Source organism: Arthrobacter sp. NQ4 (assembly GCF_029077345.1).
Lineage (GTDB): Bacteria > Actinomycetota > Actinomycetes > Actinomycetales > Micrococcaceae > Arthrobacter.
The window spans coordinates 47,912-72,242 of sequence record NZ_JARETC010000010.1 but is presented as its reverse complement, the minus strand read 5'-3'; the positions used below and the strand labels follow the sequence as shown (position 1 = coordinate 72,242).

The 24,331-nt window shown below is 66.1% G+C and carries 18 protein-coding genes and 1 riboswitch; of the genes, 12 read left to right on the top strand and 6 right to left on the bottom strand.

The window, feature by feature from the left end:
• Positions 1–8 precede the first annotated feature (8 nt).
• The 3 genes from PUN51_RS15965 to PUN51_RS20775 all read right to left on the bottom strand — a co-directional run bounded on the left by PUN51_RS15965 (position 9) and on the right by PUN51_RS20775 (position 7,232).
• Positions 9–1,601, bottom strand: a complete 1,593-nt coding sequence (locus PUN51_RS15965) for a sugar transferase (protein ID WP_275181695.1) — start codon at positions 1,599–1,601, stop codon at positions 9–11.
• A 150-nt stretch (positions 1,602–1,751) separates the two neighbouring features.
• Entirely contained in the window at positions 1,752–4,439 is a 2,688-nt protein-coding gene (locus tag PUN51_RS15960) for a helix-turn-helix transcriptional regulator (protein WP_275181694.1), read from the bottom strand.
• Positions 4,440–5,132: 693 nt separating this feature from the next.
• Positions 5,133–7,232: a PKD domain-containing protein gene (locus tag PUN51_RS20775; protein ID WP_275181693.1), complete on the bottom strand. Its 2,100-nt coding sequence runs from the start codon at positions 7,230–7,232 to the stop codon at positions 5,133–5,135.
• Between the two features lie 660 nt (positions 7,233–7,892).
• Here PUN51_RS20775 and PUN51_RS15950 point away from each other — a divergent pair.
• The 7 genes from PUN51_RS15950 (at position 7,893) to PUN51_RS15920 (ending at position 17,140) form a co-directional block, all read left to right on the top strand.
• Positions 7,893–8,708 (top strand): glycosyltransferase family 2 protein, encoded by an 816-nt coding sequence (locus PUN51_RS15950; protein WP_236560671.1) that lies wholly within the window; start codon positions 7,893–7,895, stop codon positions 8,706–8,708.
• Positions 8,701–9,705: a glycosyltransferase family 2 protein gene (locus PUN51_RS15945; protein ID WP_275181692.1), complete on the top strand. Its 1,005-nt coding sequence runs from the start codon at positions 8,701–8,703 to the stop codon at positions 9,703–9,705. The genes PUN51_RS15950 and PUN51_RS15945 overlap by 8 nt, the downstream gene beginning before the upstream one ends.
• On the top strand, positions 9,702–11,003 hold the full coding sequence (locus tag PUN51_RS15940) for a glycosyltransferase (RefSeq protein ID WP_275181691.1): 1,302 nt from the start codon (positions 9,702–9,704) through the stop codon (positions 11,001–11,003). The genes PUN51_RS15945 and PUN51_RS15940 overlap by 4 nt, the downstream gene beginning before the upstream one ends.
• Positions 11,004–11,078: 75 nt before the next feature.
• The gene (locus tag PUN51_RS15935) at positions 11,079–13,292 is read left to right on the top strand and encodes a hypothetical protein (protein WP_275181690.1); all 2,214 of its coding nucleotides are present in this window, start codon (positions 11,079–11,081) and stop codon (positions 13,290–13,292) included.
• Between the two features lie 7 nt (positions 13,293–13,299).
• Positions 13,300–14,103, top strand: coding sequence for a glycoside hydrolase family 16 protein (locus PUN51_RS15930; protein ID WP_224023869.1), 804 nt, complete (start codon positions 13,300–13,302; stop codon positions 14,101–14,103).
• Between the two features lie 50 nt (positions 14,104–14,153).
• The gene (locus PUN51_RS15925; RefSeq protein ID WP_224023868.1) at positions 14,154–16,130 is read left to right on the top strand and encodes a dTMP kinase; all 1,977 of its coding nucleotides are present in this window, start codon (positions 14,154–14,156) and stop codon (positions 16,128–16,130) included.
• A complete protein-coding gene (locus PUN51_RS15920; protein WP_275181689.1) occupies positions 16,127–17,140 on the top strand; it encodes an aminoglycoside phosphotransferase family protein in 1,014 nt (337 codons plus the stop codon). Before PUN51_RS15925 ends, PUN51_RS15920 begins: the two co-directional genes overlap by 4 nt.
• A gap of 12 nt (positions 17,141–17,152) precedes the next feature.
• Here the strand turns inward: PUN51_RS15920 and PUN51_RS15915 are convergent, their stop codons facing one another.
• The 3 genes from PUN51_RS15915 to PUN51_RS15905 form a co-directional block, all read right to left on the bottom strand.
• Positions 17,153–18,640, bottom strand: a complete 1,488-nt coding sequence (locus PUN51_RS15915) for an oligosaccharide flippase family protein (protein ID WP_275181687.1) — start codon at positions 18,638–18,640, stop codon at positions 17,153–17,155.
• The gene (locus PUN51_RS15910) at positions 18,637–19,830 is read right to left on the bottom strand and encodes a glycosyltransferase (protein ID WP_275181685.1); all 1,194 of its coding nucleotides are present in this window, start codon (positions 19,828–19,830) and stop codon (positions 18,637–18,639) included. Before PUN51_RS15910 ends, PUN51_RS15915 begins: the two co-directional genes overlap by 4 nt.
• A 121-nt stretch (positions 19,831–19,951) precedes the next feature.
• Positions 19,952–21,055, bottom strand: coding sequence for a glycoside hydrolase family 16 protein (locus tag PUN51_RS15905; RefSeq protein ID WP_275181683.1), 1,104 nt, complete (start codon positions 21,053–21,055; stop codon positions 19,952–19,954).
• A 3-nt stretch (positions 21,056–21,058) separates the two neighbouring features.
• Positions 21,059–21,210: riboswitch (cyclic di-AMP (ydaO/yuaA leader) on the bottom strand.
• A gap of 389 nt (positions 21,211–21,599) precedes the next feature.
• Between PUN51_RS15905 and rpsF the strand changes: the two genes are divergently transcribed.
• The 5 genes from rpsF to PUN51_RS15880 all read left to right on the top strand — a co-directional run bounded on the left by rpsF (position 21,600) and on the right by PUN51_RS15880 (position 24,318).
• Positions 21,600–21,905: a 30S ribosomal protein S6 gene (gene rpsF, locus PUN51_RS15900; RefSeq protein ID WP_015939036.1), complete on the top strand. Its 306-nt coding sequence runs from the start codon at positions 21,600–21,602 to the stop codon at positions 21,903–21,905.
• A gap of 72 nt (positions 21,906–21,977) precedes the next feature.
• Entirely contained in the window at positions 21,978–22,553 is a 576-nt protein-coding gene (locus tag PUN51_RS15895; protein WP_141158852.1) for a single-stranded DNA-binding protein, read from the top strand.
• Between the two features lie 125 nt (positions 22,554–22,678).
• The gene (gene rpsR / locus PUN51_RS15890) at positions 22,679–22,918 is read left to right on the top strand and encodes a 30S ribosomal protein S18 (RefSeq protein WP_003800144.1); all 240 of its coding nucleotides are present in this window, start codon (positions 22,679–22,681) and stop codon (positions 22,916–22,918) included.
• 17 nt (positions 22,919–22,935) lie between these two features.
• Complete coding sequence (gene rplI / locus PUN51_RS15885; RefSeq protein ID WP_018769834.1) at positions 22,936–23,388, top strand: 50S ribosomal protein L9; 453 nt, start codon at positions 22,936–22,938, stop codon at positions 23,386–23,388.
• Between the two features lie 81 nt (positions 23,389–23,469).
• Entirely contained in the window at positions 23,470–24,318 is an 849-nt protein-coding gene (locus PUN51_RS15880; protein WP_275181678.1) for a PhzF family phenazine biosynthesis protein, read from the top strand.
• The last annotated feature ends 13 nt before the right edge of the window (positions 24,319–24,331 follow it).

Below are 24,331 nucleotides of genomic sequence, written 5' to 3'. Positions count from 1 at the left end.
TGGATTTGCTAGTAAGCGCCCGATGGCCGGACTACAGCCCGGAAGGTCCGCCAAAGAATCAGCAGGTCGCCCGCGAGGGACCAGTTTTCGACGTAGTAGAGGTCCAGCCGGACCGCTTCCTCCCAGGGGAGGTCCGAGCGGCCGTTGATCTGCCACAGTCCGGTGATGCCCGGCTTGATCAGGAGCCGGCGGCGGGTGTGGCGTTCATAGCCGCTGACCTCACGGTCCAGCGGTGGCCGGGGCCCCACCATGCTCATGTCGCCCAGCACCACGTTCCAGAGCTGGGGGAGTTCGTCCAGTGAGTACTTCCGCATCCAGCGTCCGCAGCGCGTGACCCTGGGGTCGTCTTTCATCTTGAAAAGCACCCCGGCGCCCTGGTTCTGCTGGTTCAGGGCCGCCAGCCTCGCCTCGGCGTCGACCACCATGGAGCGGAACTTGAACATTCCGAAGACCTGGCCGTCCTTGCCGATCCGGTCCTGGCGGAAGAGCACGGGACCAGGGCTGTCCAGCCGGACGATCAAGGCGATCAGCAGGAGCACGGGTGAGAGCACCAGGAGGGCAGCAAGCGCAGCCGTGACATCCATGACCCGCTTCAAGGCGTGCTTCGCTCCGGTGTATTGCGGGATGTCCACGTGCATCAATGGCAGGCCGTCTACGGGGCGCCAGTGGACGCGGGGCCCGGCCACGTTGGTCAGGGTTGCCGCGAGAATCAGCTCGGTGGACGATTCCTCGAGTCTCCAGCCCAGTTCGCGGATGAACTTGTTGCCGCCCGGGAGGGGACCGGCGATGATCACAGAGTCCGCCTGGACCAGGCGGACTGTCCTGGCAATGGCGTCCGTGGAGGAGAGCACGGGCACTGTTTCGTCTTCCACCCGCAGGCCGGCTCCCCGCCGTGCCCCGGGAAGGCATGCGCCCAGGATCTCGTATACAGCTCCCGACTTGCGGACCTGCTGAACCACATAGCGGACATCTTCCGGTTCGCCCACCACTACGGCGCGCGAGAGGTGGCGGCCTTTTGCCTTCTCGGCGGTGAGCCGGCGGCGGAACAGGTGGCGGTTCACCGTCAGGGCCGCCACGCCCAGCGGGAGGGACACCGTCACGAACGCGCTGGCGCCGTGGATGGAGAACACCACCGCGGCCAGGGCCATGAGGCCGAAGATGTGCAGCGTCGCCGAGGCCACCCGCTTGTACTCATCGGCCCCGATGCCCAGCACCTTGAGGTCCCTGCTGTGGTAGAGCTCAAGTGCGCCCAACCAGGCAACGGTCAATGCCGCGGCCGCGGCAGCTGCTCCGCCGTCCCTGGGTCCCTCCGGCGAAAATCCTGCTTCCGAAAGGAGGAAGCCGGCGTAGGCGGCAGCCATCACCACCGCGGCGTCCGTGCACCTCAGAAGATTGATATGCGTGGAAATCCAGGCCGCGGTTGCCTTCCTGGTCCGGACTTTCACTGCCAAGGAGGCTCGGGCCGCCGACGGCAGGGGAAAGCGGGTTCCTGCGCTTTCCCCTGCCGCCTGCTGCCCTGTTCCCGCCCGCTGTGCAGCAGCGGGGGAAACAGGCCAGTCGAACGCTGCGCGCCGGGTCCTGGCTACTGGTATTTCTGCCATGGTCACCCTTTCCGGCGTAGCCGCCTGTCCTCTGGCCGTGAAGCAAAGTTAGCCGCAGACGGCCGGGTATTGAGGGGATGGGCAAGGCCTTTGTGGCTCTTGCAGGGGAAGGTTGTGGAAACTGCGGTTACCGCAAATCCAGGGTTTTTCCTACAAAACAGGCAGGACGTACGGCTCCGTGGCCGCCGAGCCCTTATCCGTAGCGAGTGCCGTCAGCTGTGCCCGGGACTCGACACCGAGCTTGCGGTAGATCGCCGTGAGGCGCACTTCGACCGTGCGCACGGACACATACAACGTCCCGGCGATCTCCTTGTTGCGCATGCCCCGGGCCACCATTTTCGCGAGGACCCGCTCATGGTCTGCGAGCATCAGCATGGCCGGATTGCCCTGCGGGTGGACGGGCTCCACGCGTTCGTCCAGAAGGAGGGCATCCACATGCTGGGTCCATGCGTCTGCGCCGGCCTCATCGAACATCACCTTCGCCCGCAGGAGCGCATCACGCGCCTCCCGCAGCCGGCCAAAGGCATGCAGCCGCTCCGCGTAGCACATCAGCGTCCTGGCCCGCTCAAGCGTGTGACCGTTCCTGCCCTCCAGTGCCTGGCAGAAGAGCTGCAGTGACCGCTCGCCGTCCGCCAGCATCGCGCGGCTGCGGGCCACCACCATCATCAGCCAGGGGGAGCGCAGACCCACGGAGCGGCTTTCAAGGCGCAGGAGTGCCTGGGTGGCTTCACGGTGCCGGTTCAGGCGGATCAATACCTCCACCAGGTCGGCCTCACAGCGCAGCAGGGTGGGGCTGCCAAACTTCATGCCGATCTCGGCGGCCCGGGACAGCTGGGCAACAGACTCTGCCAGGTCCCCGCGCAGGAGGGCGAAGTGGCCCTGGCAGGCAGCGAGTTGGGCCATGATGGCCGGGTGGCTTTCGGCCCCTGCGTAGCGCTGGGCCTCGACGGCGCAGACCTGGGCCCGTGCAGCATCGCCCAGGGCGTAGGCGCGCCACACCCGGAAGTAGTACCGCATCCCGCGGTGGTATTTGATTTCAGGTTCGGAAAGCTCAAGGTCATCGATCAGCTTGACGGCTGCGCGCACATTTCCTGCGCGGATTTCGTTGTCCACCGCCATGAGGGCTGCGGTTTCCCGCCAGTTGATGTGGGCGGGCTCGGCGGAGCTGCGGAGCATGGCAAACGCTTCATGGGCAGTTTCGTAGTGCTCCGCGTACGTCAGTGCGCGCCCCTGCACCAGGATGCCGGCTGTGCGGGTGGCACCGGTTTGATCGTACTTTCGTCCAAGGTTTGCCGTGTCACCGCTGACGGATTCGATCAGGACCTTGGCCCGGTCGGCCAGGGCCAGGCACTGGGCGGACGCCGACCCCTGGAATCCGCCGGCGAAGTGGAGAAGCTCGGCGGCGTCCTTCAGCTCCCACCGCTCGGCATAGTAGAGGGCCCCGATGGCCAGCAGGCTGGCGGCATAGGCCGGATCGTGCTGTCCGAATTCCTTGACGAGGCGCAACACCATGCTCGAGCGGACGGAGGCTCCCTGGGCAAACTGGATCTCGAATGACAAGCCGGTCAGCCGCAGGATCAGGGCGGGATTGCGCGTTACCCGCTGCGCCCATTCCAGGTAGCGCCGCGCATACACGAATTCACCGCGGTTGAACAGCAGTTCGGCCACGCTCGTGAGCCGGGCCGCCGTCTCCGCTTCCCAGGGATTGACGGTGAGGGCGCGCTCGATGTACTCCACGGCAAAGGAAACCTCCCCGCCCCGGATCAGGTCCACGGCATGGCGGAGCAGCTGGAAAGGCGTCTGGCGCTCCAGGGCCGTAAAGCTGAGGTGCCAGCGCCGGGCATAGGGGTCCGTGTCGGCGGCTGCTTCTGCAAGGGCGCGGTGGTTGGCGGTGCGGACCGCGGGGGTCATGGCGGTGAATACGTAACCGCGGAGCAATTGGTCGCCGATGCCCAGGTGCGGCCCGGTCCGTTTCACCAGTCCCGCGGTCAGCAGTTCATCCACACTTGTCCACACGTCGCGGTCAATCTTCTCGATCGTGGAGATGTCGCTGCGGCAGGACAGCGCAAGCAGGTCCAGGACGTTCCGCGCGCCAGGTGTCAGCGAGCCCACCAGCGCCGCGTACTCTGCATCAAAGCTGCCGCTGGAGGGCAGCGGGACGGGCAGCGCGTACTTGCCCTCAGCATGACGTTCAATGAGCCGGTCATAGAGTTCGACGGCGGCAAGCGGGTTGCCGCACGTGGCTGCGGCAACCGCGTGGGCGGCCGCCGTCGTGGTCCGTTTCGTGGGCACGCTTTCCAGCATCCGCACCGTGTCGCTGTAGCTCAGCGGAGCGAGCAGCAGACCGGGAAGGCCGCTGAAGGGGCCCTCCGGGAGATCCTCCCGCAAACTGACGAACAGGACGATGTCCGTGCCGGCCAGGCGCCGCGCGAGGAACCCAAGGACTGCCTGGCTGCCGGGATCCAGTTGGTCTGCGTCATCAATCACGATGATGGTCCGTGATGACGAGCGCTGGTGCAGGCCCTCGAGCAGCATGCTGGACACGGCGGGGACGCTCAGGGCACCGGCCGTGTCCCGGAGGAGTTCATCTGCAATCCGGTTCAGGACGGGATCGTCCATGCCGTTCAGGAGGGCAGTCAACCCGGACAGAGGCCAATCGGATTCAGCGGCGCTGGCGGTCAGGAACACGGTACGGTAATCCGCCAGGGTGGGAATCTCGGACAAGAGTGCGGACTTGCCCGTGCCCTTCCGGCCGATGACTGCCAGAGTGCTTTCCTTGGGCCCCCGGACCACGGAAAGCACGCGGTCCAGTTCTTTGCTCCGCCCGATAAGCGCCATGGTGTCCCCATTCGTCGAAGAAGGAGACCGCATTCTTGAACTGACCAATTCGATGCCGACCCACGCTCCCCAGCGCGGGTTGAGCCGACAATGCGAATATAGTGCCGAAACGAACATTGGCACCAGCTTGTTACCTGCTGAATTCCATCAAGATTTCATCTCCGACTTGCTCAAGATTGCAGTCCAGTTATTCAGGACCATGACCCGGGACGAAAGTCCCTCGCCAAGCCGGAACAGGAGGGCTATGCTCTCTCCTGTACGCCCTGGATAGGTTCAATGCCCGGACGCAGGTCGGAGTTTGCCAACTGGGCGGCCCCGCACGGCAGCCGCTGCCGCATTGTTCCGTACTGCCCTTTCCCGGTGCGGGGAACATGGAAGCCGGTTGGAGCCCGTTCAGGGGCTGGGTTTTGTGGCCCGCCTGTAGCTTTAATTCAAGATTGACGCGCGGAATTCCTCCCACAAAGCGGATGCTGAACGGCAATTTTTCGAAATGGTGGCAGGAAGACTTTGCGAAGACTTTCATTTTTAGCCGGACACGGATGACCACTAAAGTCGCGGCACAAACGGCGGTATTGCAAATAACTTCGAATTCCCGTGTTTAGAAGGGGATAGGCCCCGGTCCGCCATGCCGGCGGGCCGGAGCCGCTCCTTGTTCAGTTATTCATTCAGTTGTCTATTCAGTTATGGGTTCCACTAGGCCGCCGGCTTGAGGGCGGTCCGCCAGGCGGCAACAGCCCGTGCGGCACTCAGGGTCCACGTGGCCGTTCCGCTGGCGCCCGCCGTTGCCTGCGGTTTGTCCGCCTGCTCGGCGATCTGCCCAGCCGCTGCCTCCCAGCGTTCGGTCCAGCCCGACGGGGCTGTGACCACGGGTGCGCTGCAGTCGCAGGCCACCCCGCCAATCAGCATCGCGCCGTTGCTGGCCGTGGTGATGCTGCCCACCGTGATGCTGGTGGCCGAGTAGCTGGTGTCAGCGGCGGTCACCACCGGGCTGTCCAGGGGCGTGGTGTTGTTGACGCCGCGGTAGGCGGTGATGCCGCCACCCCACTTGGCCGCCGAACTGAGCGCCCAGCTGTACGTTCCCGGATCCGAGGCACCCACCACCTTGTAGTACGCGAACGCCCGCGCACCGGAGGTTGAGGTGCTGTTGATGGATTTCGCATTGACCATTGCCGTCCAGCCGGCAGGGGCGGTCAGGTTCGGGTTGAGGTCCGTGGTGATGGAGGCAACCAGGACGTCACCCGCCGCAGTACCGGCAGGAACCGTCAATGACGCAGTGGTCACGGCAGTCCCGGAGTTGGAGGTGCTGGAATTCACCACGGTAATGCCGCCGGTTGCCGGCGGTGGTGCCGAGCCGACGGTAATGGTGGCCGTCGCCGACGATGATCCCGTGGCATTGGTCGCCGTGAGTTTGGCGGTGTAGGTCCCGGCCGTCGTGTACGAGTGGCTGGGGTTCTGTGCTGTGGACGTGCCGCCGTCGCCGAAGGTCCATGCCCACGAGGTGGGTGCATTGGTGGACGTATCAGTAAAGGCCACATTCAGGGGCGCGGCACCCGACGTCGGGTTGGCGGTGAATGACGCTACGGGAGCCTGGCCCGCGGGCGGCGGGGTGCCGCCGAGCGACCGGTCCGAGAACCAGTAGCGCTTTGCCACGTTGTCGCTGGCCATGACCACCAGTCCGGTGGTGTTGTTCACGCTCTGCTTGCTGGTGGTCACGTCATTGATGTTCGACGACGACGCTGCCTGCATGATGGGCGTGCCGCGGCCGGAACCGAAGACGGGATTGTCCATGGACGCGGTCTTCTCATAGATGCTTCCCGCGACGCCGGAGTAGGCACAGCCGGAAACCGACGTTGGCGGTGCCGTGTGGAACGCCCGCACCAGGTTGTTCTGGGTGTCCAGGATGATTTGCGGCCGCGAGACGCAGTCGCCGGTCTTGGCAATCGTGGACTGCGTGAATGCTCCGGTACCGGGCTTGAAGACCAGGAGGATCAGCTGCGGCAGCGTCTTGTCGCTGGAGATGTCATTCAGGCTCGTCTTGACCGCCGCGAAGACCCGGCCGGTGGTGTCCGCCTGCAGCGTCTTGAGGTTCATGTGGTCATCGGACTGGCCGTTGCCGCGCAGGGCCGGCTGCAGTTTCCAGGAGGAGTTGGCAGCATCTGAATCCTTGTGCGTGGCCCACCAGACGGTGTCGGACTTGTGGTCACTCCACATGACACCCACCTGCCCGTTGCCGAAGGCCACCACCGCGGAGATGTCATCCGGAGCGGGGTTCGGGTTGCTGACGGGAAGGACGAAGGGGGTCCCCCAGGAGGCGCCGCTGTTGGTGGCGGCGTTCATGTACACGGTGTTGGTGTATCCCGACGTCGAGTTTCCGGCCACCTGCGTCCAGGTCGCCCAGACCCGGCCGGTGGTGTCCTTGTCGATCGTCATGGATTCACTGGAATTGTTGGTGATGGTGGTGGGGAATCCGCTGTCGAGCGTGTATTTGCCGCCGGCGTAGCTGTACCGGTAGAGCTTGGCCGGGGAGTTGGAAAGTGACGGCTTGGGTGTTCCATCGCCGGTGATGGTCACCACGTGGGAGGCAATGTAGAGGTGGGACCCGTCCCACATGGTGTCCGCCAAGGTGCTTCCCCTGGTGTCATTGACCACCCCGGTGTCCACCCAGCTGTTGGAGGCCCGGTCCAGCCGGTAGATGCTCCATCCGGTGCCGGACTTCCACATGTCGGCCCACCACGATCCGTCATTCCACCACAGCTTGCTTTGCGGCTTGTCCGACGTCGGCGGATTGGACACCCCTGAATACGCAATGCTCTGCGTGCCATAGACGGGATCCGCTAAGGCCGTACCGGGCAAACCGAGGATGGAGGCCGCCAGAACCATTGCAACGGCAAGGGCCTGGCCTGTCCGGCTGAAAAAGTGTCTGCGTCTGAGCTTCATAAGGGAACTCCTGGGGCATAGGAAGAATTCGGGGAACGTCTGCCCGTTTGGCCCAGTCACAAAGAGCTCTCAGCCCCCAAGTACCGAGAAGCGTATGCCCGGACAGGAGCTGGGGCAATGCAAGTGCCATACCTAAATAGGGGTTTCTCCCATCCCCCTACCTAACGTTTTCCCGGCACCCGGTTCCCCCTATACCTAATCTTTTCGGCCTCCCCCAAGCCCTTTACTTGCCTAACAGGGGGTAAACCCCAGGTAAAAAGTGAGTACCTACTACTCGTGATACCCGCATTAGGTAGGGGGTAGTCTTCCGGAACGGCCAGAGGATTGGCGACGGTTTGCTGGGGGGTCAGCGACCAGACCATGACCGGATGAAGCGTTAGTGCCACCGCCATAACGGCCGGCGGCCTTGTCAAGAATCCGAACTGTCATGAAGTGGTGAGGCAATTGTCGATTTCCCCCCAACTTCCAGCTCTCTTTTCCGAGCCGGGACATTTATTTCCACAAGCCTCAATCAGCGTGGTCATTCCCACCCTGAACGAGGAAAAGAACCTCCCCTGGGTTCTCCGCCGGATGCCCTCTTACGTCGATGAGGTGATCATCGTCGACGGCCGCTCGCAGGACAAGACTGTTGAAGTGGCCAAGGCCCTCCGCCCGGACGTGGTGGTGGTCAATGAAACCCGCAAAGGGAAGGGTGTGGCCCTCCGCGCCGGCTTCAACGCGGCCAAGGGGGACATCATCGTGATGCTGGACGCGGACGGGAGCATGGACCCCCAGGAGATTGGTTGGTTCGTTGCACCCCTCCAGCACGATTTTGATTTCGTGAAGGGCTCCCGGCACGTCACCGGCGGCGGGTCGGAAGACCTGACCCGGCTGCGGAAGGCCGGCAACCGGGCGTTGACCGGACTCGCTAACGCTGTACTGCACAGCAACTACTCGGACCTTTGCTACGGGTACATCGCCTTCCGCCGGGAATGCCTGCAGGTGCTGGAGCTGCAGTCGGACGGCTTCGAGATCGAGACGGAACTTATCGTCAGGGCTGCCAAGGGCGGGCTGAGGATTGCCGAGGTTCCCAGCCTTGAGCTCGACCGGATTTCGGGAGCATCCAACCTCCAGACGTTCCGCGACGGGTGGCGGGTGCTGCACACGCTGGCCCGGGAATGCACCCTGTGGGAGGCACCCACGGCAGGTGCCCGCCCGGAGGCGCTCCGCCGCGTGAAGTACACCTACTCCAACGTCCACTTCCCACGGCTTCCGGTGGATCCGCACAGCGTCCTCGCCCCGGCCGTAAAACAGCATGACACCCTCGTCGCGGCGGTGAGCCGGCATGCTTGACCGCATCAAGCCACTGTCCGTGACAGTGGTGATCTGCGCGTATACCTCCCAGCGGTGGGGAATGCTGCTCGACGTCATCGAATCAGTCCGCAACCAGACGCTTGCCCCGGACCAGGTGCTGGTGGTCATCGACCACAACGAGGACCTCTACGAGCGGCTCATCGAGATCGTCGACGACGTCACGGTTGTTGAGAGCGAAGGCCTGCCCGGGTTGTCCGGGGCCCGCAACACGGGCGTGGGGCTCGCCGAATCGGACATCGTCGCCTTCCTTGATGACGACGCCGAGGCGGCTCCGGACTGGCTCGAACGCCTGGTTGCGCTGTACGACGATCCGGATGTCCTGGGTGTGGGCGGGAAGGTGGTCCCGCTGTGGGAATCCGGCCGCCCGGGGTACTTCGCGGAGGAACTGGACTGGATTGTGGGCTGCAGCCATCGCGGCCTGCCCCGCGTCGCTTCGGAAGTCCGCAACGTGATCGGCGCCAACATGTCCTTCCGGCTTGAGGTGCTGCGCCAGGTGGGCGGCTTCAACCAGTCGCTGGGCCGCAAAGGCACGCTGCCACTGGGATGCGAGGAGACCGAAATCTGCATCCGCTCCCGGATGGGTTTGCCGGGTTCGCGGATCGTCTATGAACCCGCGGCGCTGGTACACCATCATGTTCCCGCATCCCGTGGGACATGGCGCTACATGATGTCCCGGTCCTGGGCCGAGGGATTGTCCAAAGCCCAGGTCAGCCAGTTGGTGGGCCACAAACGGGCACTCGGCCCGGAACGCCGCTACGTCCGCAGCGTGCTCCCGCGCGCCGTGTTCACCGGCCTGAAGTCGTGGGGGCGCGATGGCAGTCCCGACGGGCTGGGCCGTGCCGGCGCGGTCATCGCGGTCCTGGCCTGCACCGCGGCCGGGTACTTCCAGGGGCGCCGGCTTCAGCATTGGACGGGCCCGGAGGAAGAGGACGTGGTCCTGGTCCCGGCCGGGGCACAGTGGAGGGAAGTGCAATGAGCGAAGGTGCCGGCCAAGTGCTTGAGGATCTCCAGGGCGAGGCGCTGATCCTGGTGCCCGCCATGGAGTCGCTGTTGCCGCCGGCGTGGCCGGGGGCGCGGTGGATCGGGTCGGTGGACCTGGAAGACCTCGCGGACTGTTCGCGCTTTGAACTGGAGAACCATGCTGGATACGAGCGGGCACGGCTGCTGGTGCGTGCGTCGGGGGCTGTGCGGGGATTTGTCGACGTGCCGTCGCCGGCGGGAATCGTGGATCGGACTGTCTTCGAGGACGCCCTGGCGGCCCTGCCGCCAGTCGCATCGTTCCCGCCGGCGGTGACCACCCCGCACATCACGGTGGTGGTGTGCACCAGGGACCGTACCCTGCAGTTGCGGGGTGCGCTGCTGACCATCCTTGCCCTGGACTACCCGCACTTTGACGTGGTGGTGGTGGACAACGCCCCCGCCACGCAGGCCACTGAAGAACTGGTCCGGCGCGAGTTCAGGGACCAGCGGGTGCGGCTGGTGACCGAACCCGTTCCGGGCCTCTCCCACGCCAGGAACACCGGCCTTCGGCACGCCAGGGGAGACGTCGTAGCCTTCACCGATGACGACGTGGTGGTGGACAGGTCCTTGCTGCGGGAGATCGCCGCCGCCTTCGAAGCCGTTCCCGGGGCTGCCTGCGTTACGGGGCTGGTTCCCGCGGGAGAGCTCCGCACCCCCACCCAGGGCTATTTCGATTCGAAGGTCAGCTGGTCACGGAGCCTGGTTCCGCAGGTCTACTCGCTCGCCAACCCGCCCGCGGCGCTCCCCAAGTTCCCGTTCAGCCCCGGTGCTTTCGGTACGGGAGCCAATTTCGCCCTCCGGCGCCAGCCGGCACTTCGCCTCGGCGGGTTCGATCCCGCCCTGGGCGTGGGAACTCCCACGGGCGGCGGGGAAGACATCGACATGTTCACCCGGGTCATCCTCGCGGGGCACGCTTTGGTGGTCCAGCCGGCCGCCATTGTCTGGCACCGACACCGGGACGGCCTCGAAGACCTGCGGGTACAGGCGCGGGGCTACGGCAACGGCCTCGGGGCCTGGATGACGAAGGTGATGATGGACCCCCATACCGCGAGGCTGGCCCTGGCCAGGAGCTGGGGCGTTGGACTCGAGTTCCTGAACCGGCGCCAACAGGCCGGCCAGCCGGCGCTCCAGGGGCCGCCGATCCACAGTTCGCTGGAGGCCCAGGTCGACCGGCTCGTCTGGCTGCAGCTTCTGGCTGTGGCCCTGGGCCCCTACAAATATCTGCAATCGCGCAGGGCTGCCGCGGGCAGCTAAGACAACAGTCCACAGTCGGGGCCGTTGGCGGAGGGTCGCTCCACCGGCGGCAAGCAATCCAGGAGTTGAAACAGTATGGCGCTTCTCATCAGGGGTGACGTGTCCGGCCCGATGAACTCCCGCCCTTCACGCCGGCGCAGGCCAGGGTATTCCGATTACGTCCTGGCACTGCTCGGTGCCGTGACGGCGGTCCTGATCCTGTTCGACGTCGGGGGCGAGTCCATTGCGGGCGCCAAACTCCTGGTGTGCCTCCTCATTCCGGGCTGGGCACTGGTGCGGTGGGTCCGGAATGTGGACCCGGTGGCCCGCCTGATCTTCACCGTCGTCGCCGGCGCCACGGCACTTGCCCTGGCCGCCGCCGTCATGGGGTGGCTCCAGCTCTGGAATCCCCGGCCCGCCGCCGTCGGCATCATGCTGGCCTCCGCGGCCGCCCTCCTGGTGCCGGGGCCACCCAGCCCCCGGGTTGCCGCAACCCGGCTGCCACGTCCGGAGCTCAAAACCTATGCACCCTGGCTGGTTCTCCTGGCCGCCATGGTCACGTGGGCCGCTACATTAGGGCTCACAAACCCCCACCTCGGCGACCTCGGCCTGCTCGCCGCCTTCCCTGTCACCTGGTACGTGGCGCTGGCCGTCGTGGTGGCACTCTGCATCTGGAGCATCGTCCGGCAGGGCGAGCACTCCGGGTGGCTTACCGGTGCCTCGATCACGGGCCTGGTGGTCATCCTTTATTCTTCCGCCGGGCTGCTGGCCAACGTCCCGCGGCTGCCCTGGACCTACAAGCACATAGCCGTCACCGACCTGATCCAGACCACCGGCCAGTTCGACCCGGACATCGACATCTACAACCGCTGGCCCGGCTTCTTCCTGTTCAGCGCGTTCCTGGGTGAATCCAGCGGCTACAAGGACGCCATGGCCTACGCCGGATGGGCCGAGCCGGTATTCGCGCTGATAAACGTCGCCCTGGTGCTTGCCATCGCCCGGACCCTGACAAAGAACCCGCGGATCTACTGGACGAGTGCGCTGGTTTTCGCCCTCTCCAACTGGCTGAACCAAAACTATTACTCACCGCAGGCCTTCGCCTACACGCTGCACCTGACCATGTGCCTGCTGATCCTCACCTACCTTCGCGGCAACCCGGCCCCCTGGGTGCTCAGGCTTGAGGAGCGGCTGTCCGGCCGTTTCTCAAAAGAGGCCCCCGAGCCGGAGGAGGTCAGGACCTACAGCGGCCGCCAGCAGGCACTGGCCATCTCCGCAGTCCTGGTCCTGCAGGCAATGATTGTGATGAGCCACCAGCTGACCCCGTACCTGGCCATCCTGGGGCTCTTCCCCCTCTTCCTGGCCCGCTACTTCAAGCCGGCCTGGGTAGCGCCCGCGCTGCTCCTGATGGCCCTGCTCTACCTCCTTCCCAACGCCGAGTTCGTCAAGGACAAGTACGGCCTGCTCAACGGCTTCGATTTCCTCGCCAACGCCGGCTACAAAGCCTCCAGCGGCGCACCGGGACCGTCCCTCCTCTCCGGACGGTGGCTGGCACGCGAAGCACTGGCGTTGTCCCTGTTCACCGCCCTGCTTGCGGGGTTGGGGTTCATCCGCAACATCCTCCGGGGCAACGTCCGCACCACCCTGATCGTGGGAACGCTTGCGGCAACCCCCATCATTGGCCTCTTCGGCACGTCCTACGGCGGCGAGGGCAGGCTCCGCGTCTTCATGTTCGCCCTTCCGTGGCTCGCCATCGGCGCGGCCTGGCTCTTCTGGTCCGGGAAACTCCCGGGCAGGAAGGCCGTCGTAGGCGCAACCTCGGCCATCTCGGTAATGGCCGTGCTGTTCACGGCCGTGTACTTCCAGAATGAAGCCAACGTCCGGGTACCGGCCGCAGACGTATCGGCCAGCCGCTGGCTCGACTCCAACGTCCGCCGGGGCGACGCAGTGGTGGAAACGAACTACCATCTGCCGCTGCTGGTCGGCTCGCACTACGCCTTCTACCTCCGCACCGGGCAGCTTGTTTCGGTTGCGTCGAAGCTGCACAACACCGCCCAGCCGTTCACGGGGGATGACATGCTGGCCTACGTGGACAAGACCCGGGCAGCAGCCAGGCTGCGCCCCTCGGACCGGGTCTTCGTGGTGGTATCGGACCTGCAGCAGCGTACCTCCACCGGCGTTCCACGCCAGTTCCCCAAGGATGTCCTGGTCCCGCTCGAGCATGACCTGAACGTGGCCAGGGGCACCGAGCTGGTGTTTGAGAACAAGTCGGTGCGGATCTACGAGGTTTCACGTGCTGACTGGGGAAAGTAGCGGACGGGTGTACCAGTTGTCGCTCGTCACGGTAACGTCGTTGTCCATCGTCGGGGCGGCGCTGCTGGCCCTGCACGCGGATTCCTCGAAGGTTACCGGGGCCCCGAAAGGGGATCTGCCGTCCTGGCGGCAGACCATGGTCCAGGACTTCGACGTCCCGGCCCCGCTGGGGGCCGTGGGCCAGGTGTACGGGCCGGACATGCGTGGGTATTCCGGTTTTTCCGACTCATCGGGCTTTGGCACGTACACGCCCGACGATGTCCTTTCGGTCCATGACGGCTACCTCGATTTCTACCTGCACTACTCGGACAGCAGGCCGCGGGTGGCCAGCGTCATTCCGTTCGGCTATACGGGCCAGACGTACGGAAGGTACTCGGTGAGGTTCCGGTACGACTCCACCCCGGGCTACAAGATCGCGTTCCTCCTCTGGCCGGCCAGCGACGACTGGAACGAAGGGGAGATCGACTGGCCGGAAGGAGCCCTGGACGGATCCCTCTACGGGAATTCCGCCATCAAAGGGACCCGCACGACCGACGGGATGGAGTTCGATCCCGCCGACAGGAAGTACTCGGACTCCCGCGCAGGCCAGTGGCATGTTGCCACCATCGAATGGAGCCCCGGCCTGGTCCGGTGGTTCCTGGACGGCGGGCTGGTGGACCAGACAACCAAACCCAAGGGTGTGCCGAACACGCCCATGCGCTGGACCCTTCAGGCGGAGACCGCCGATGACGCCAAAGCAACCTTTCCGGCCGCCGGCACGGCAGGGCATCTGCAGGTTGATTGGGTGGCCCAGTATGCCTACACGCCGTGAACGAACCAAGTGCCGCGACCGCGGTTTAGGACGATTTGGGGGATTGCACCATGGAAATCACCAGTGACCTTCCGGTTCCCGAAGAGCTGGGTCACCCGGGTGCCCTGACGGAGCCCGACGTTGGCGGAAGGCAACAGATTCACCCCCGGGTGGCAGCGGTCTTCGACACCCTCGACGGGACAGGGTTGCCGTGGCTCCTGCTCCGCGGCGAGGACGATCTGGCCCTGCCCGCGGGGGACGTGGACATCCTCGTGGACAAGCACCTCCTTTCCCGGCTCGACGACGTGATGGCGGCAGCAGGGTTCTGCAGGGTCCTTGCCTGGGGACACGGCAGCCACAGGTTCTACTTCAGCTACTCACCCGGCGACGGAGCCTGGATCAAGCTTGACGTCGTCTCCGACCTGGCGTTCGGCTCCTGCCAGCAGTGGCGCACCCCGTGGGCGGCCCGCTGCCTCCGGCGTAGGGTCCGGTATGGCTCCTACTGGATGCCCGACGCCGCGGACCAGGCCTGGCTGCTGCTGCTGCATCTGTTCATGGACAAGGGTGGAATCACGCCGGCGCGGCAGGAGGCTGCGCGGGCGGCTGCCAGGGTGGCGGCCGACGGCGGCAGGATTGCGGAGTCGGTTCGGCGCAGGGTGGGTGCAGGGCTGGCAACCGACATGTTGAACCTGGTCCTCGCCGGCCGGTTCGGGGATGCTCCCGCGATGGCCTCGCGGATGAGGGCGTCCTGGAGTGGCGGGGCGAACCCTGCGTTCATGGAAGCGGTCAGACGGACACTGAGGCGCTCGGGCGCCCGGCTCCGGGGGCATACTCCTTTGCTGGGCGTCATGGCTCCGGACGGAGCGGGAAAGACCACCCTGCTGAACGGACTCCACGCCGACGTGCCGCTGCCCACCAAATACGTATACATGGGCCTGTGGGGCGCGGGGCCTTTTGATGCTGTGCTCAACCGGATTCCGGGCGGAAGGACGGCCAAGAAGGTGTACCGGCTGGTCCGTGGCGGGATCCTGGCCAGGTTCTACCGCCGCATGGGCAAGGTGGTGCTGATGGACCGCGTGGCGTACGATGCGCTGCTGGCCGGCCCCGGCGGCGGTCCCCTGGCGCGGATCAGCAACGCCCTGGCCCTGGCCGTCATCCCTGCCCCGGACGTGCTCCTGGTGCTTGATGTTCCCGGCGCGGTGATGTTCGAGCGGAAAGGTGAACACAGCCCGGAGCTCCTGGAGTCCTGGCGGAACGACTACCTCCAGCTGGCGGGCCGGCTCCCCGGCAGCCGGGTGGTTGATGCGGCCCAGCCGGTGGAGGCCGTGCAGCGCGTGGCTACCGGCATCATCTGGGACACGTGCTCCCCGGCTGCCGGGAGGGCAACCACCGCAGGACGCGCCCCGCACCGCACCCCCGCCGTCGGCCCCACTTCCCAGAGCCCGGCCGCGGCGGAAACCGTCGCCGGCGAGGCCCTGTCCCTGCACCTGTGGCGGCTCCTTGACTGGCGGTTCCTGCTTCCGGTCCTGCAGCCGCGCACCCTCGGCTTCGCCGGAAGGGTGAGCGCGGAAACAGAATCGGCGCTGCGCCTGCTGGACCCGCAGGCTGTGCGGCTGGACGAGCCGGACACCGGGCCGGTCGGCCGGACGTGCGACGTGGTGCTGCTGGCCTCGCCGGGCCCCGGCCAGATCGAAAGCGCAGGCTTGGCACTGGAGCCGGGAGGCTGGATCTGCGTGGAAGCCAGCCGGTCCCTGCTCCAGCGTTCCGGACCCCGGACGCTGCGAGGGTGGAAACGGACGCTGGAACGCCGGGGTTACCAGGACGTCGCCTTGTACTGGAACGCCCCCAACCGGGAGCGGACAGCCCGGCTGGTTCCGGTGCGGTCCGGAGTATCCATCCGGGACACCCTGGCCCTGCGCAAGGATGTGCGCTTCGGGGCCCTCAAAGCGGCTGCGGTGCACATGGCCTTGGCACTGCACGTCTTCGACCTCCTGGTCCCCGAGGGCACCGTCACCGGGCGGCTTCCGGAGAGGAACGCGGCGCAATGAGCTTCATAGACCAGTTCCTGCGGGACCACTTCGACGAGTTTGTCCTGGACCAGTACGGCCTGGGCAAACAATGGGAGACACTGCTGCTGACCCCGCGGTTCGCAACCTCCCGGCACGTGGTGGCCCTGGTGTTCCCCTCCCGGCACAGCGAACCGGCCCTGGTGGTGAAGGTGCCGCGGCAGCCCGGGGACAACAGCGGCGTCCGCCGTGAGGCGGCCATGCTGGCCCAGCTCTCCGCCGCCGTCCGCGACTCAGGCGCCGGTGTTCCACGACTGGTGGGAATCCGGGACGTGGGGCCGTACACGGTGCTGGTCGAAACCGCGCTGACCGGCCTGCCGCTCGATCCCAGGACGGTGGCAGCGGATCTTCCTGCCGCCGTCGCCACCGGGGCCGCGTTCGTGGGGGCACTTCCCTGCACGCAGCCCGCCGCCGGCAACGTGGACTGGTACCAGCGCGCCGTTGCCGCGCCGTTGGCGGCCCTGGAAGGATTGGCCGGCCCGGATGCCCGGACAAACGAACTCGTTGGGCGCACGCACGAACTCCTTGCCCCGCTGCGCCGCTCGCAACTGCCCGCGGTCATCGAACACGGCGACCTGAGCCATCCGAACCTCCTTGTTAAACCCGGCGGCGCCCTGCAGGTCATGGACTGGGAACGGTCGCTCACGGATGGAGTGCCCGGGCACGACCTGGTGTTCTACCTCCAGTACTTGAGCGAATCCAGTGAACAGGCGTTCGCCCGGGAGGCCCAGATGGCGGCCTTTGACAAAGCCTTCGGCAAGGGCGGCTGGGCGCTGGAGCCGCTTTCCCGCCACCTTGGCATGAGGGGAGTGGACCTCTCACTCCTCCCGCTGCTGGTCATCGCCACGTGGGCGCGGTCCACCGCCACGCTCGCCGACCGGCTGGCGCAGGAGGCGGAGGCTGATCCGACGCAGGGAAACGGGAAAGTCCGGGCCGCCCTCCAGGCGGACAGGGACTTCTGGTTGTGGCGCCATGTTGTGGAAGCCGCGTAGGGCGGCCACCCGCTAGGAGGTCCGGCTTTCCGCCGCTCCCGGGTTTTCGTGGTTGCGCCGGAAAAGGCCCAGGATCTCGTCGTGCAGGTCCCGGTAGCCGAACCGCAGCACCGCGTACACCGCGCCCACTCCGGCCACCACCATGACAGCCAGCGTGGGGACCGGTCCCAGGGCATGCCGTGCCAGGTTGACCAGGCCCACCAGGCCCACCGCGGCGCCGCACACCAGGCCCGGAGCGGCGGCCCGCATCATCCGGCGCATCCTTGTCCCCATGACCTTGGCGGCTACTGCCTGCATGCCGAACGCGAAGACCACGGCCACCACCATCTGGGCGCAGGCGACCCCCACGATGCCCCACTGGGTGGCAAAGACCAGGGCCGGGAGGAGGACCACCAGGCGGACCACGGAGATCCAGATGGAAAGACCGGGCCGGCCCATCGCCTTGTAGACGTCATTGGCCCCGGCACCCAAGGAGCGGGCGGCCGCGTACAGGGCCAGGAATACCAGCGGGGTCACCGACTCCTCCCATTGCTGCCCGAAAAGGACCGGGACCAGGACGGGCGCCACTACGGCCAGGCCCACACCTGCCGTGATGCCGTAGAGCGCCTGCACGGTGACACTCTTCAGGTAGCCGTCCCGCAGCCGCTGCCGGTCGCCCCGGACCTGCGTGTACAGGGGAAACAGGACGGTGGACAGCACAAAGAACACGTTCAGGATCAGGGCCTCTGGCAGCCGGAAGGCGAGGGTGTAGAGACCCAGGGCGTGTGCGCCCAGCACAATGCCGATGACCAGGTAGTCGACGTCGAAGATCGCCCGGGCAAGCATGGTGCTGCCGGCGACGGGGGCGCCAAAGCGGACATTTTCCCCGATGGCGCTTTTGCTCACGCGCCAGATTTGCCAGGGCGCCTCGCGGCGGACCAGGAACCAGCAGGTGGCGGCATAGGCCACCGACCCGGCAGCCGTTCCGACGGCGAGTGACCAGGCGCCGTGGCCGGTGAAGGCCAGGTAGAGGGTCACCGTTCCCATGGTTGCGGCGCGCAGTACAGGAGCCGCCGTGAGCTGCCTGAACTTCAGGTCCCGGCGCATGATGGCTTCCGGGACGGCACCGCAGGCCGTGGCAAGCACCGAAACGCCAAGGACCTGCACCAGCGGGGCCACGCCGTCCAGCCCAAGGAGGTCCTCCACCGCGTCAGCGGCGAGCAGGGCCGCCACGGCCAGCACTGCGCCCAGGGCAACGGAAAGCAGCAGCGCCGACCTGGCAATGACCGGTGTCTTGGGCAGGTACACCAACGCCTGACCCACCCCGGCATCGGCGATGGTCTCGGCGTAGGCCATCAGCACCAGCGCCAAGGCGACGAGGCCGTATTCCTCAGGTGAGAGCAGCCGTGCCAGGACCACCGTGGTCACCAGCACGATCACCCTGCCCGAGGCGAAGGCCAGCCCCTGCCACAGGGCTCCCCGGACTCCCTTGCGCTCCAGTTCCCCCGGCGCGTACGTCATGGTTGCCTGTTCGTCCGGGTAAGCTCCCCCGCCGGGGATGAAGCGGCCATGGCCGCACGGACTTCCGCCAGGTATTCGCCTGCCACAGTGTCCCAGGTGCGGACTGCGCCTGCGGCGGCCGTTCCGGCAGTGCCGTGGGAAGGCCCGGGCGGTTGCTTGGGGGCGGTGAGGTGCTCCACCACCTCGCGGACAAGGGTGTCCTGGCTGTCCCGAACGGCCAGCAGCGGATGTGCGGGAAGTTCCCTCGCGGCCACCGGCGTGGCCACCACGGGCAGCCCCGCGGCGAGGGCCTCCAGGACGGAGTTCCGGATACCCACGCCGTGTTCGTCCGGGAAAACCGCCACATCCGCGCCCTGGAACACATCCAGGATGGAAGGCACGTTGGCCAGGATATCCACCCGGGGTCCGGCCAGCGCCTGAACCGCCGGTGTGGGGCGCCGCCCTGCGATGACGAAGCGGGCGTCCGGGACCTCCCGCCACACGAGCGGCGCGATCCTGTTGACCAGTACCGTGGCGCTGTCCACGTTCGGCGCGTAGTTCAGGCTGCCTGCGAAGCACACCACGGGGGCTTGCCGCTCCCGGCGGGGACCGGTGGCCACCGCCGTGCCGTTGGGGATGCTCGTGACCGGCCTGCCCAGCGTGGCGGACCAGGCCGCTGCGTCCTGGGCTCCGACGGTCAGGAGCCTGGCCCGGGGCGGCAGCTGACGTTCAGCTCGGGCTGCCAATTGTTCGCGCAGCCGGTAGGCGGGTCGGAAGGTACGGGCGATGGCGGTGTCCATGCCGGCCCGGATGGACCAAGGGTCCACTGTCTGCAGCACCAGGGGACCGGTGACGCAGTGGGACAGGAAGAGGGCATGGGGGCCATGGATCAGGGTGGCGTCCCGGCTTGCGGACAACCGGGCCGCGGCGGCGCGGGCGGAGGGGGTGGACCGCCGATGTTTTCCTAATCCGGTGAGCCCGCCCATGGAGCGGGCAAAGGCCGAAAGTTCCTCGCGCGGGGCCAGTTCGTACACGGTATCGCAGCGGTTCCTGATGTCTGCCGGAACCGGAACAGGACCCGAGAAAGTCAGCAGCGTGACGGCAACGGCAGGGGCGAGGTGCAGGATCACTTCGTACGGGATCATCGAGCTTCCATCCCCCAGTTCCGGATCCCGGTTGGGCACGCTTTCCGTCACGTACAGGAGCTTCATTGCAAGAGTGTACTGGATCACACCGTCCCCGGAGGGTTGCTTTAGGCAACCTTGAGGGAAGCCGAAAAAGGGCGACGGCGGGAGGTCCCGCCGTCGCCCTTTCACCTGGGTGCGTGGCCTGCTACTGCCAGGCGCGCACGTAGTCCACCATCATCTGGGACGGCGCGCCGTAGGCCGGGTTCGTGGAGGAGGCGCCGACATTCAGCACGATGTACTGCGGGGCATTTCCGTCGTCGGTGGGGTAGGACTTGACCTTGACGCCGTCGAAGTACACGTCAGAGGAGTTTGCCATCCGGTGCAGGCCAAAGGTGTGGTACTCGTTGGCCCAGTTGCCGCCCACGCCGCCCTGGTTGTGGGAGCCGGAACCGGAGTGGTAGTTCACGGTCATCTTGGCCTGCAGGACCTCGGCGATGTCATTTTCGCCGGTGGCCGGCCACGACTGTCCGGTGGTCCAGAAGGCAGGCCAGTTGTAGAGGCCGTTGGCGTTGCCAGGGAACTTGATCCTGGCCTCGACGTAGCCGGTGGTGAACTGGAAGCCGGTCCCCGCCCCGCCCTTCGGGTTGGTGGATACCAGTCCGCCGGAGGTGGATGAGCTGAGCCCCAGGGCCAGGTTTCCGTTGGCCACGGAGACGTTCGCCGGGCTGGTGGAGACCTTGTTCATGGTTCCGCAACCGGGGGAGAACCAGCAGCCGGACCACTTCGCGGTGTCCAGTCCGGCCCCGTTGAACTCGTCGGCGAAGGTCATGGTCCAGTTCCCCGGGACCCCGGCGGGCGCAGGCGTCCCGGTGCTGGCCAGCTGTGCCGCCGCGGGCGCCACAGCGATGGGTGCTTCGGAGGGAGGGGCAGGGGCAGCGGGTGCCGGTACTGCTGCGGGGGCAGGTGCCGGTGCCTCTGCCGGCGAAGGAGCGGCGGCAGGAGCGGCCTCGACTGCCGGGACTGGCGTTGGAGCGGGGACCGGAATGTCCGGAGTTTGGGTGGGTGCGGCGCTGCCGGCATCCCCTGCACTCGCCACCCGCGCCACGTCAGCGGTTCCGTCACCGTGGGTCAGGCCCAGGCCAAGGGAACCTGCTCCGAGGAGTGCTGCGGCAAGACCGGCGGCAAGGGGCCAGCCGCGGAGCGCCCGGGCCGGAGCACCGGACTTGAAGGCCGGGGATGTCCAGGTGTGATCTGTCTCATTTTGATAACGGTGCGCTCGTTTGGCGCTGCCTTTGCGGGGTGCGGGCATGGGGATGCTACCTCTCGTCGCCTGCGGAGTTAGCTGTCGGGTTCGAATGAGGGCATTCGGCCGCGTGCTGCGGCTTCACCCCAAGGGCAGGCGCGTTGCCGTGCCCGGGACGCTTGGGTCCCCCGCCTCTGCCTGGAATCTGGTGATAATCACGGACGCGGCAGAGTTGGGCGGCATCCGGGACTGGAGCCGGCTGGGGGCGGCCCCCGGACGACCGTACACGAAAAGGGTCTGCGAATCACAATTAGGTAACGGACCTCACCTGCGTTGGCGTGGCGCTCCCCTGTCGGTAAAAGTGCATTGGTATGGGCGCCAGTGACGGCAGGGTTTTCCACATGGCTGAACCTGCGGCTGCTGCCCACCTCCACCGGGGCTAGCCTTGGGTCAAGCGCGAATCGCCTATCGGGTCCAAATGCACTAAGATATTGAAGTCTGTGCTGCGTCCTGCCTCCGTTCCGGCGGCAAGGCATTGCATGGAATCGCAAATGAACCTCCTGTTACGGAAATGCCGTAACCGCTTAGCCCAAAGGAGGTGGGTTCACATATGCGTCCTTACGAATTGATGGTAATCATCGACCCCGAGGTCGAAGAGCGTACCGTTGAGCCGTCGCTTCAGAAGTTCCTGAACGTCATCACCAACGATGGTGGAACCATCGAAAAGGTTGACATCTGGGGCCGTCGCCGTCTGGCTTACGACATCAAGAAGAAGTCCGAAGGTATCTACGCCGTGGTGAACTTCACCGCCAAGCCGGAGACCGCCAAGGAACTTGACCGCCAGCTGTCTCTTAACGAGACCATCATGCGCACCAAGATCACCCGCCCCGAAGAGCAGAAGGTTGTTGCTGAGTAATTCAGCACCGTCTTCATTCTTTACCCCGCAGGAAACGCACTCTTCACCCAGGATCGAACAAGGAGGCAGTAGATGGCAGGCGAGACCACCATTACGGTCATCGGTAACCTCACCAATGACCCGGAATTGCGGTTCACACCGTCCGGTTCGGCAGTAGCGAACTTCACCATCGCTTCCACCCCCCGCACCTTTGATCGCCAGTCCAACGAGTGGAAGGACGGGGAAACCCTGTTCCTCCGCGCTGCCGTATGGCGTGAAGCAGCCGAGAACGTCGCCGAATCCCTGACCAAGGGCATGCGCGTCATCGTGACCGGCCGCCTGAAGAGCCGTTCCTACGAAACAAAAGAAGGCGAAAAGCGCACCGTTATCGAGCTTGAGGTCGACGAAATCGGCCCCAGCCTGCGCTACGCCAATGCCAAGGTCAACCGCACCCAGCGCTCCGGCGGACAGGGTGGCGGCGGCTTCGGCGGCGGCAACAGCGGCGGTGGCTTCGGAGGAGGCAACTCTGGTGGAAACCAGGGCGGCAACTCCGGTGGAGGTTGGGGCGGCGGCAACCAGCAGGCTGCACAGGACGATCCCTGGGCTACGCCCGGTGTCTCCAACGCAGGCGGCTGGGGCAACGGCCCCGATTCCGAACCTCCCTTCTAAAACCCAAATAACGGCCCGGCGCCGGGACTGCCCGGGTGCGCCACGCACCCAAGGCACTGCCGCCGTCGGACCACCACCATCCCGTGGATCAATATCCACGGGCTCCCTAGAATAGGAGCTCCACGATGGCTAAGGCTGAACTCCGTAAGCCCAAACCAAAGTCCAACCCCTTGAAGGCCGCTGACATCACTGTCATCGACTACAAGGACGTAGCATTGCTGCGCAAGTTCATCTCCGACCGCGGAAAGATCCGCGCCCGTCGCGTCACTGGCGTCACGGTGCAGGAACAGCGCAAGATCGCCCAGGCAATCAAGAACGCCCGCGAAGTTGCTCTGCTGCCTTACTCCGGCGCTGGCCGCGGCTAAGGAAGGGATTAACTAACATGGCAAAGCTCATTCTGACCCACGAAGTCACCGGTCTCGGTGCTGCCGGCGATGTTGTCGAGGTCAAGGACGGTTACGCACGTAACTACCTGCTGCCCCGCAACTTCGCCCTGACCTGGTCGAAGGGTGGCGAGAAGCAGGTTGAGTCCATCAAGGCTGCCCGCGCCGCCCGCGAGCACGCTTCCCTGGAAGATGCTCAGAAGCAGGCCGCTGCACTGTCCGCCAAGCCGGTCAAGCTCGTCGTCAAGGCCGGCGAGTCCGGCCGCCTGTTCGGCACCGTTAAGCAGGGCGACGTCGCCGACGCTGTTGAGGCCGCTGGCCTTGGCAAGATCGACAAGCGCAAGGTTGAACTGCCCGCACACATCAAGTCGGTCGGTTCCTACCAGGCCAACGTCCGCCTCCACGCTGACGTTGCCGCTGTGATCGAACTGGACGTGGTGGCAGGAAAGTAATTTCCCCACTCCACGTCACGACCCCCGTCGCCGGACTCCGGCGGCGGGGGTCTTTCGTTTGTGCGGTGGTAGCCTGCTCCGGTGAACCCGAACCCCCGCCCCCGCCCCTTCCACCAAGTGGATGTTTTCGCCGGCCTGGCCTACCGTGGCAATCCGCTCGCCGTCGTGCTTGATGCCAAAGGCCTGGACGCGGCGACCATGCAGCACTTCGCCAACTGGACCAACCTCTCGGAAACCACCTTCCTGTTGCCTCCCCGGGATCCCCGCGCCGATTACCGGGTCAGGATTTTCACCGGGAGCGAGGAGTTCCCGTTTGCGGGCCACCCGACTCTGGGCTCTGCCCATACCTGGCTGGAAAGCGGAGGGGTGCCGAAGTCCGACGGCTGCGTGGTGCAGGAATGCGCGGCGGGGCTTGTCCGGATCAAGCGCGACGGCGGGAGGCTGGCTTTCGCCGCGCCGCCCCTGACGCGATCCGGCCCCGTGGAGGAGCCCGTCCGCCGGCAGCTGGCAGCGGCGCTGCGCGTGGCCCCCGGCGACATCGTCGACGCGTGCTGGCTGGTGAACGGGCCGGAATGGATCGGTGTCCTGCTGGAGTCCGCCGGGCAGGTGCTGGCCCTGGAACCGAACCACGCAGCCATGGGCGACCTGAAGATCGGCGTCATAGGACCGCACGCTCCCGGCGCCGGCGCCGACTTTGAGGTGCGCACGTTCCTGCCCGGTGACGCGATGGCCGAGGACCCCGTCACCGGCAGCTTCAATGCCGGTGCAGCCCAATGGCTGATGGGAACCGGCAGGGCGCCGGAGCAGTACGTGGCCTCGCAGGGGACCGTGCTGGGCCGGGCCGGGCGCATCCATGTGAGCGCTGAGGGCGGGGACATCTGGGTGGGCGGCGAATCGACCACGTGCATCCAGGGAACCGTCCTGCTCTGATCAGGGTCCCGCA

Bases quoted from the DNA above. Each gene is read 5' to 3' on its own strand.
- PUN51_RS15965 (WP_275181695.1), bottom strand. From the start codon at position 1,601: ATGGCAGAAATACCAGTAGCCAGGACCCGGCGCGCAGCGTTCGACTGG.
- PUN51_RS15960 (WP_275181694.1), bottom strand. From the start codon at position 4,439: ATGGCGCTTATCGGGCGGAGCAAAGAACTGGACCGCGTGCTTTCCGTG.
- PUN51_RS15945 (WP_275181692.1), top strand. From the start codon at position 8,701: ATGCTTGACCGCATCAAGCCACTGTCCGTGACAGTGGTGATCTGCGCG.
- PUN51_RS15940 (WP_275181691.1), top strand. From the start codon at position 9,702: ATGAGCGAAGGTGCCGGCCAAGTGCTTGAGGATCTCCAGGGCGAGGCG.
- PUN51_RS15935 (WP_275181690.1), top strand. From the start codon at position 11,079: ATGGCGCTTCTCATCAGGGGTGACGTGTCCGGCCCGATGAACTCCCGC.
- PUN51_RS15925 (WP_224023868.1), top strand. From the start codon at position 14,154: ATGGAAATCACCAGTGACCTTCCGGTTCCCGAAGAGCTGGGTCACCCG.
- PUN51_RS15920 (WP_275181689.1), top strand. From the start codon at position 16,127: ATGAGCTTCATAGACCAGTTCCTGCGGGACCACTTCGACGAGTTTGTC.
- PUN51_RS15915 (WP_275181687.1), bottom strand. From the start codon at position 18,640: ATGACGTACGCGCCGGGGGAACTGGAGCGCAAGGGAGTCCGGGGAGCC.
- PUN51_RS15910 (WP_275181685.1), bottom strand. From the start codon at position 19,830: ATGAAGCTCCTGTACGTGACGGAAAGCGTGCCCAACCGGGATCCGGAA.
- PUN51_RS15905 (WP_275181683.1), bottom strand. From the start codon at position 21,055: ATGCCCGCACCCCGCAAAGGCAGCGCCAAACGAGCGCACCGTTATCAA.
- rpsF (WP_015939036.1), top strand. From the start codon at position 21,600: ATGCGTCCTTACGAATTGATGGTAATCATCGACCCCGAGGTCGAAGAG.
- PUN51_RS15895 (WP_141158852.1), top strand. From the start codon at position 21,978: ATGGCAGGCGAGACCACCATTACGGTCATCGGTAACCTCACCAATGAC.
- rpsR (WP_003800144.1), top strand. From the start codon at position 22,679: ATGGCTAAGGCTGAACTCCGTAAGCCCAAACCAAAGTCCAACCCCTTG.
- rplI (WP_018769834.1), top strand. From the start codon at position 22,936: ATGGCAAAGCTCATTCTGACCCACGAAGTCACCGGTCTCGGTGCTGCC.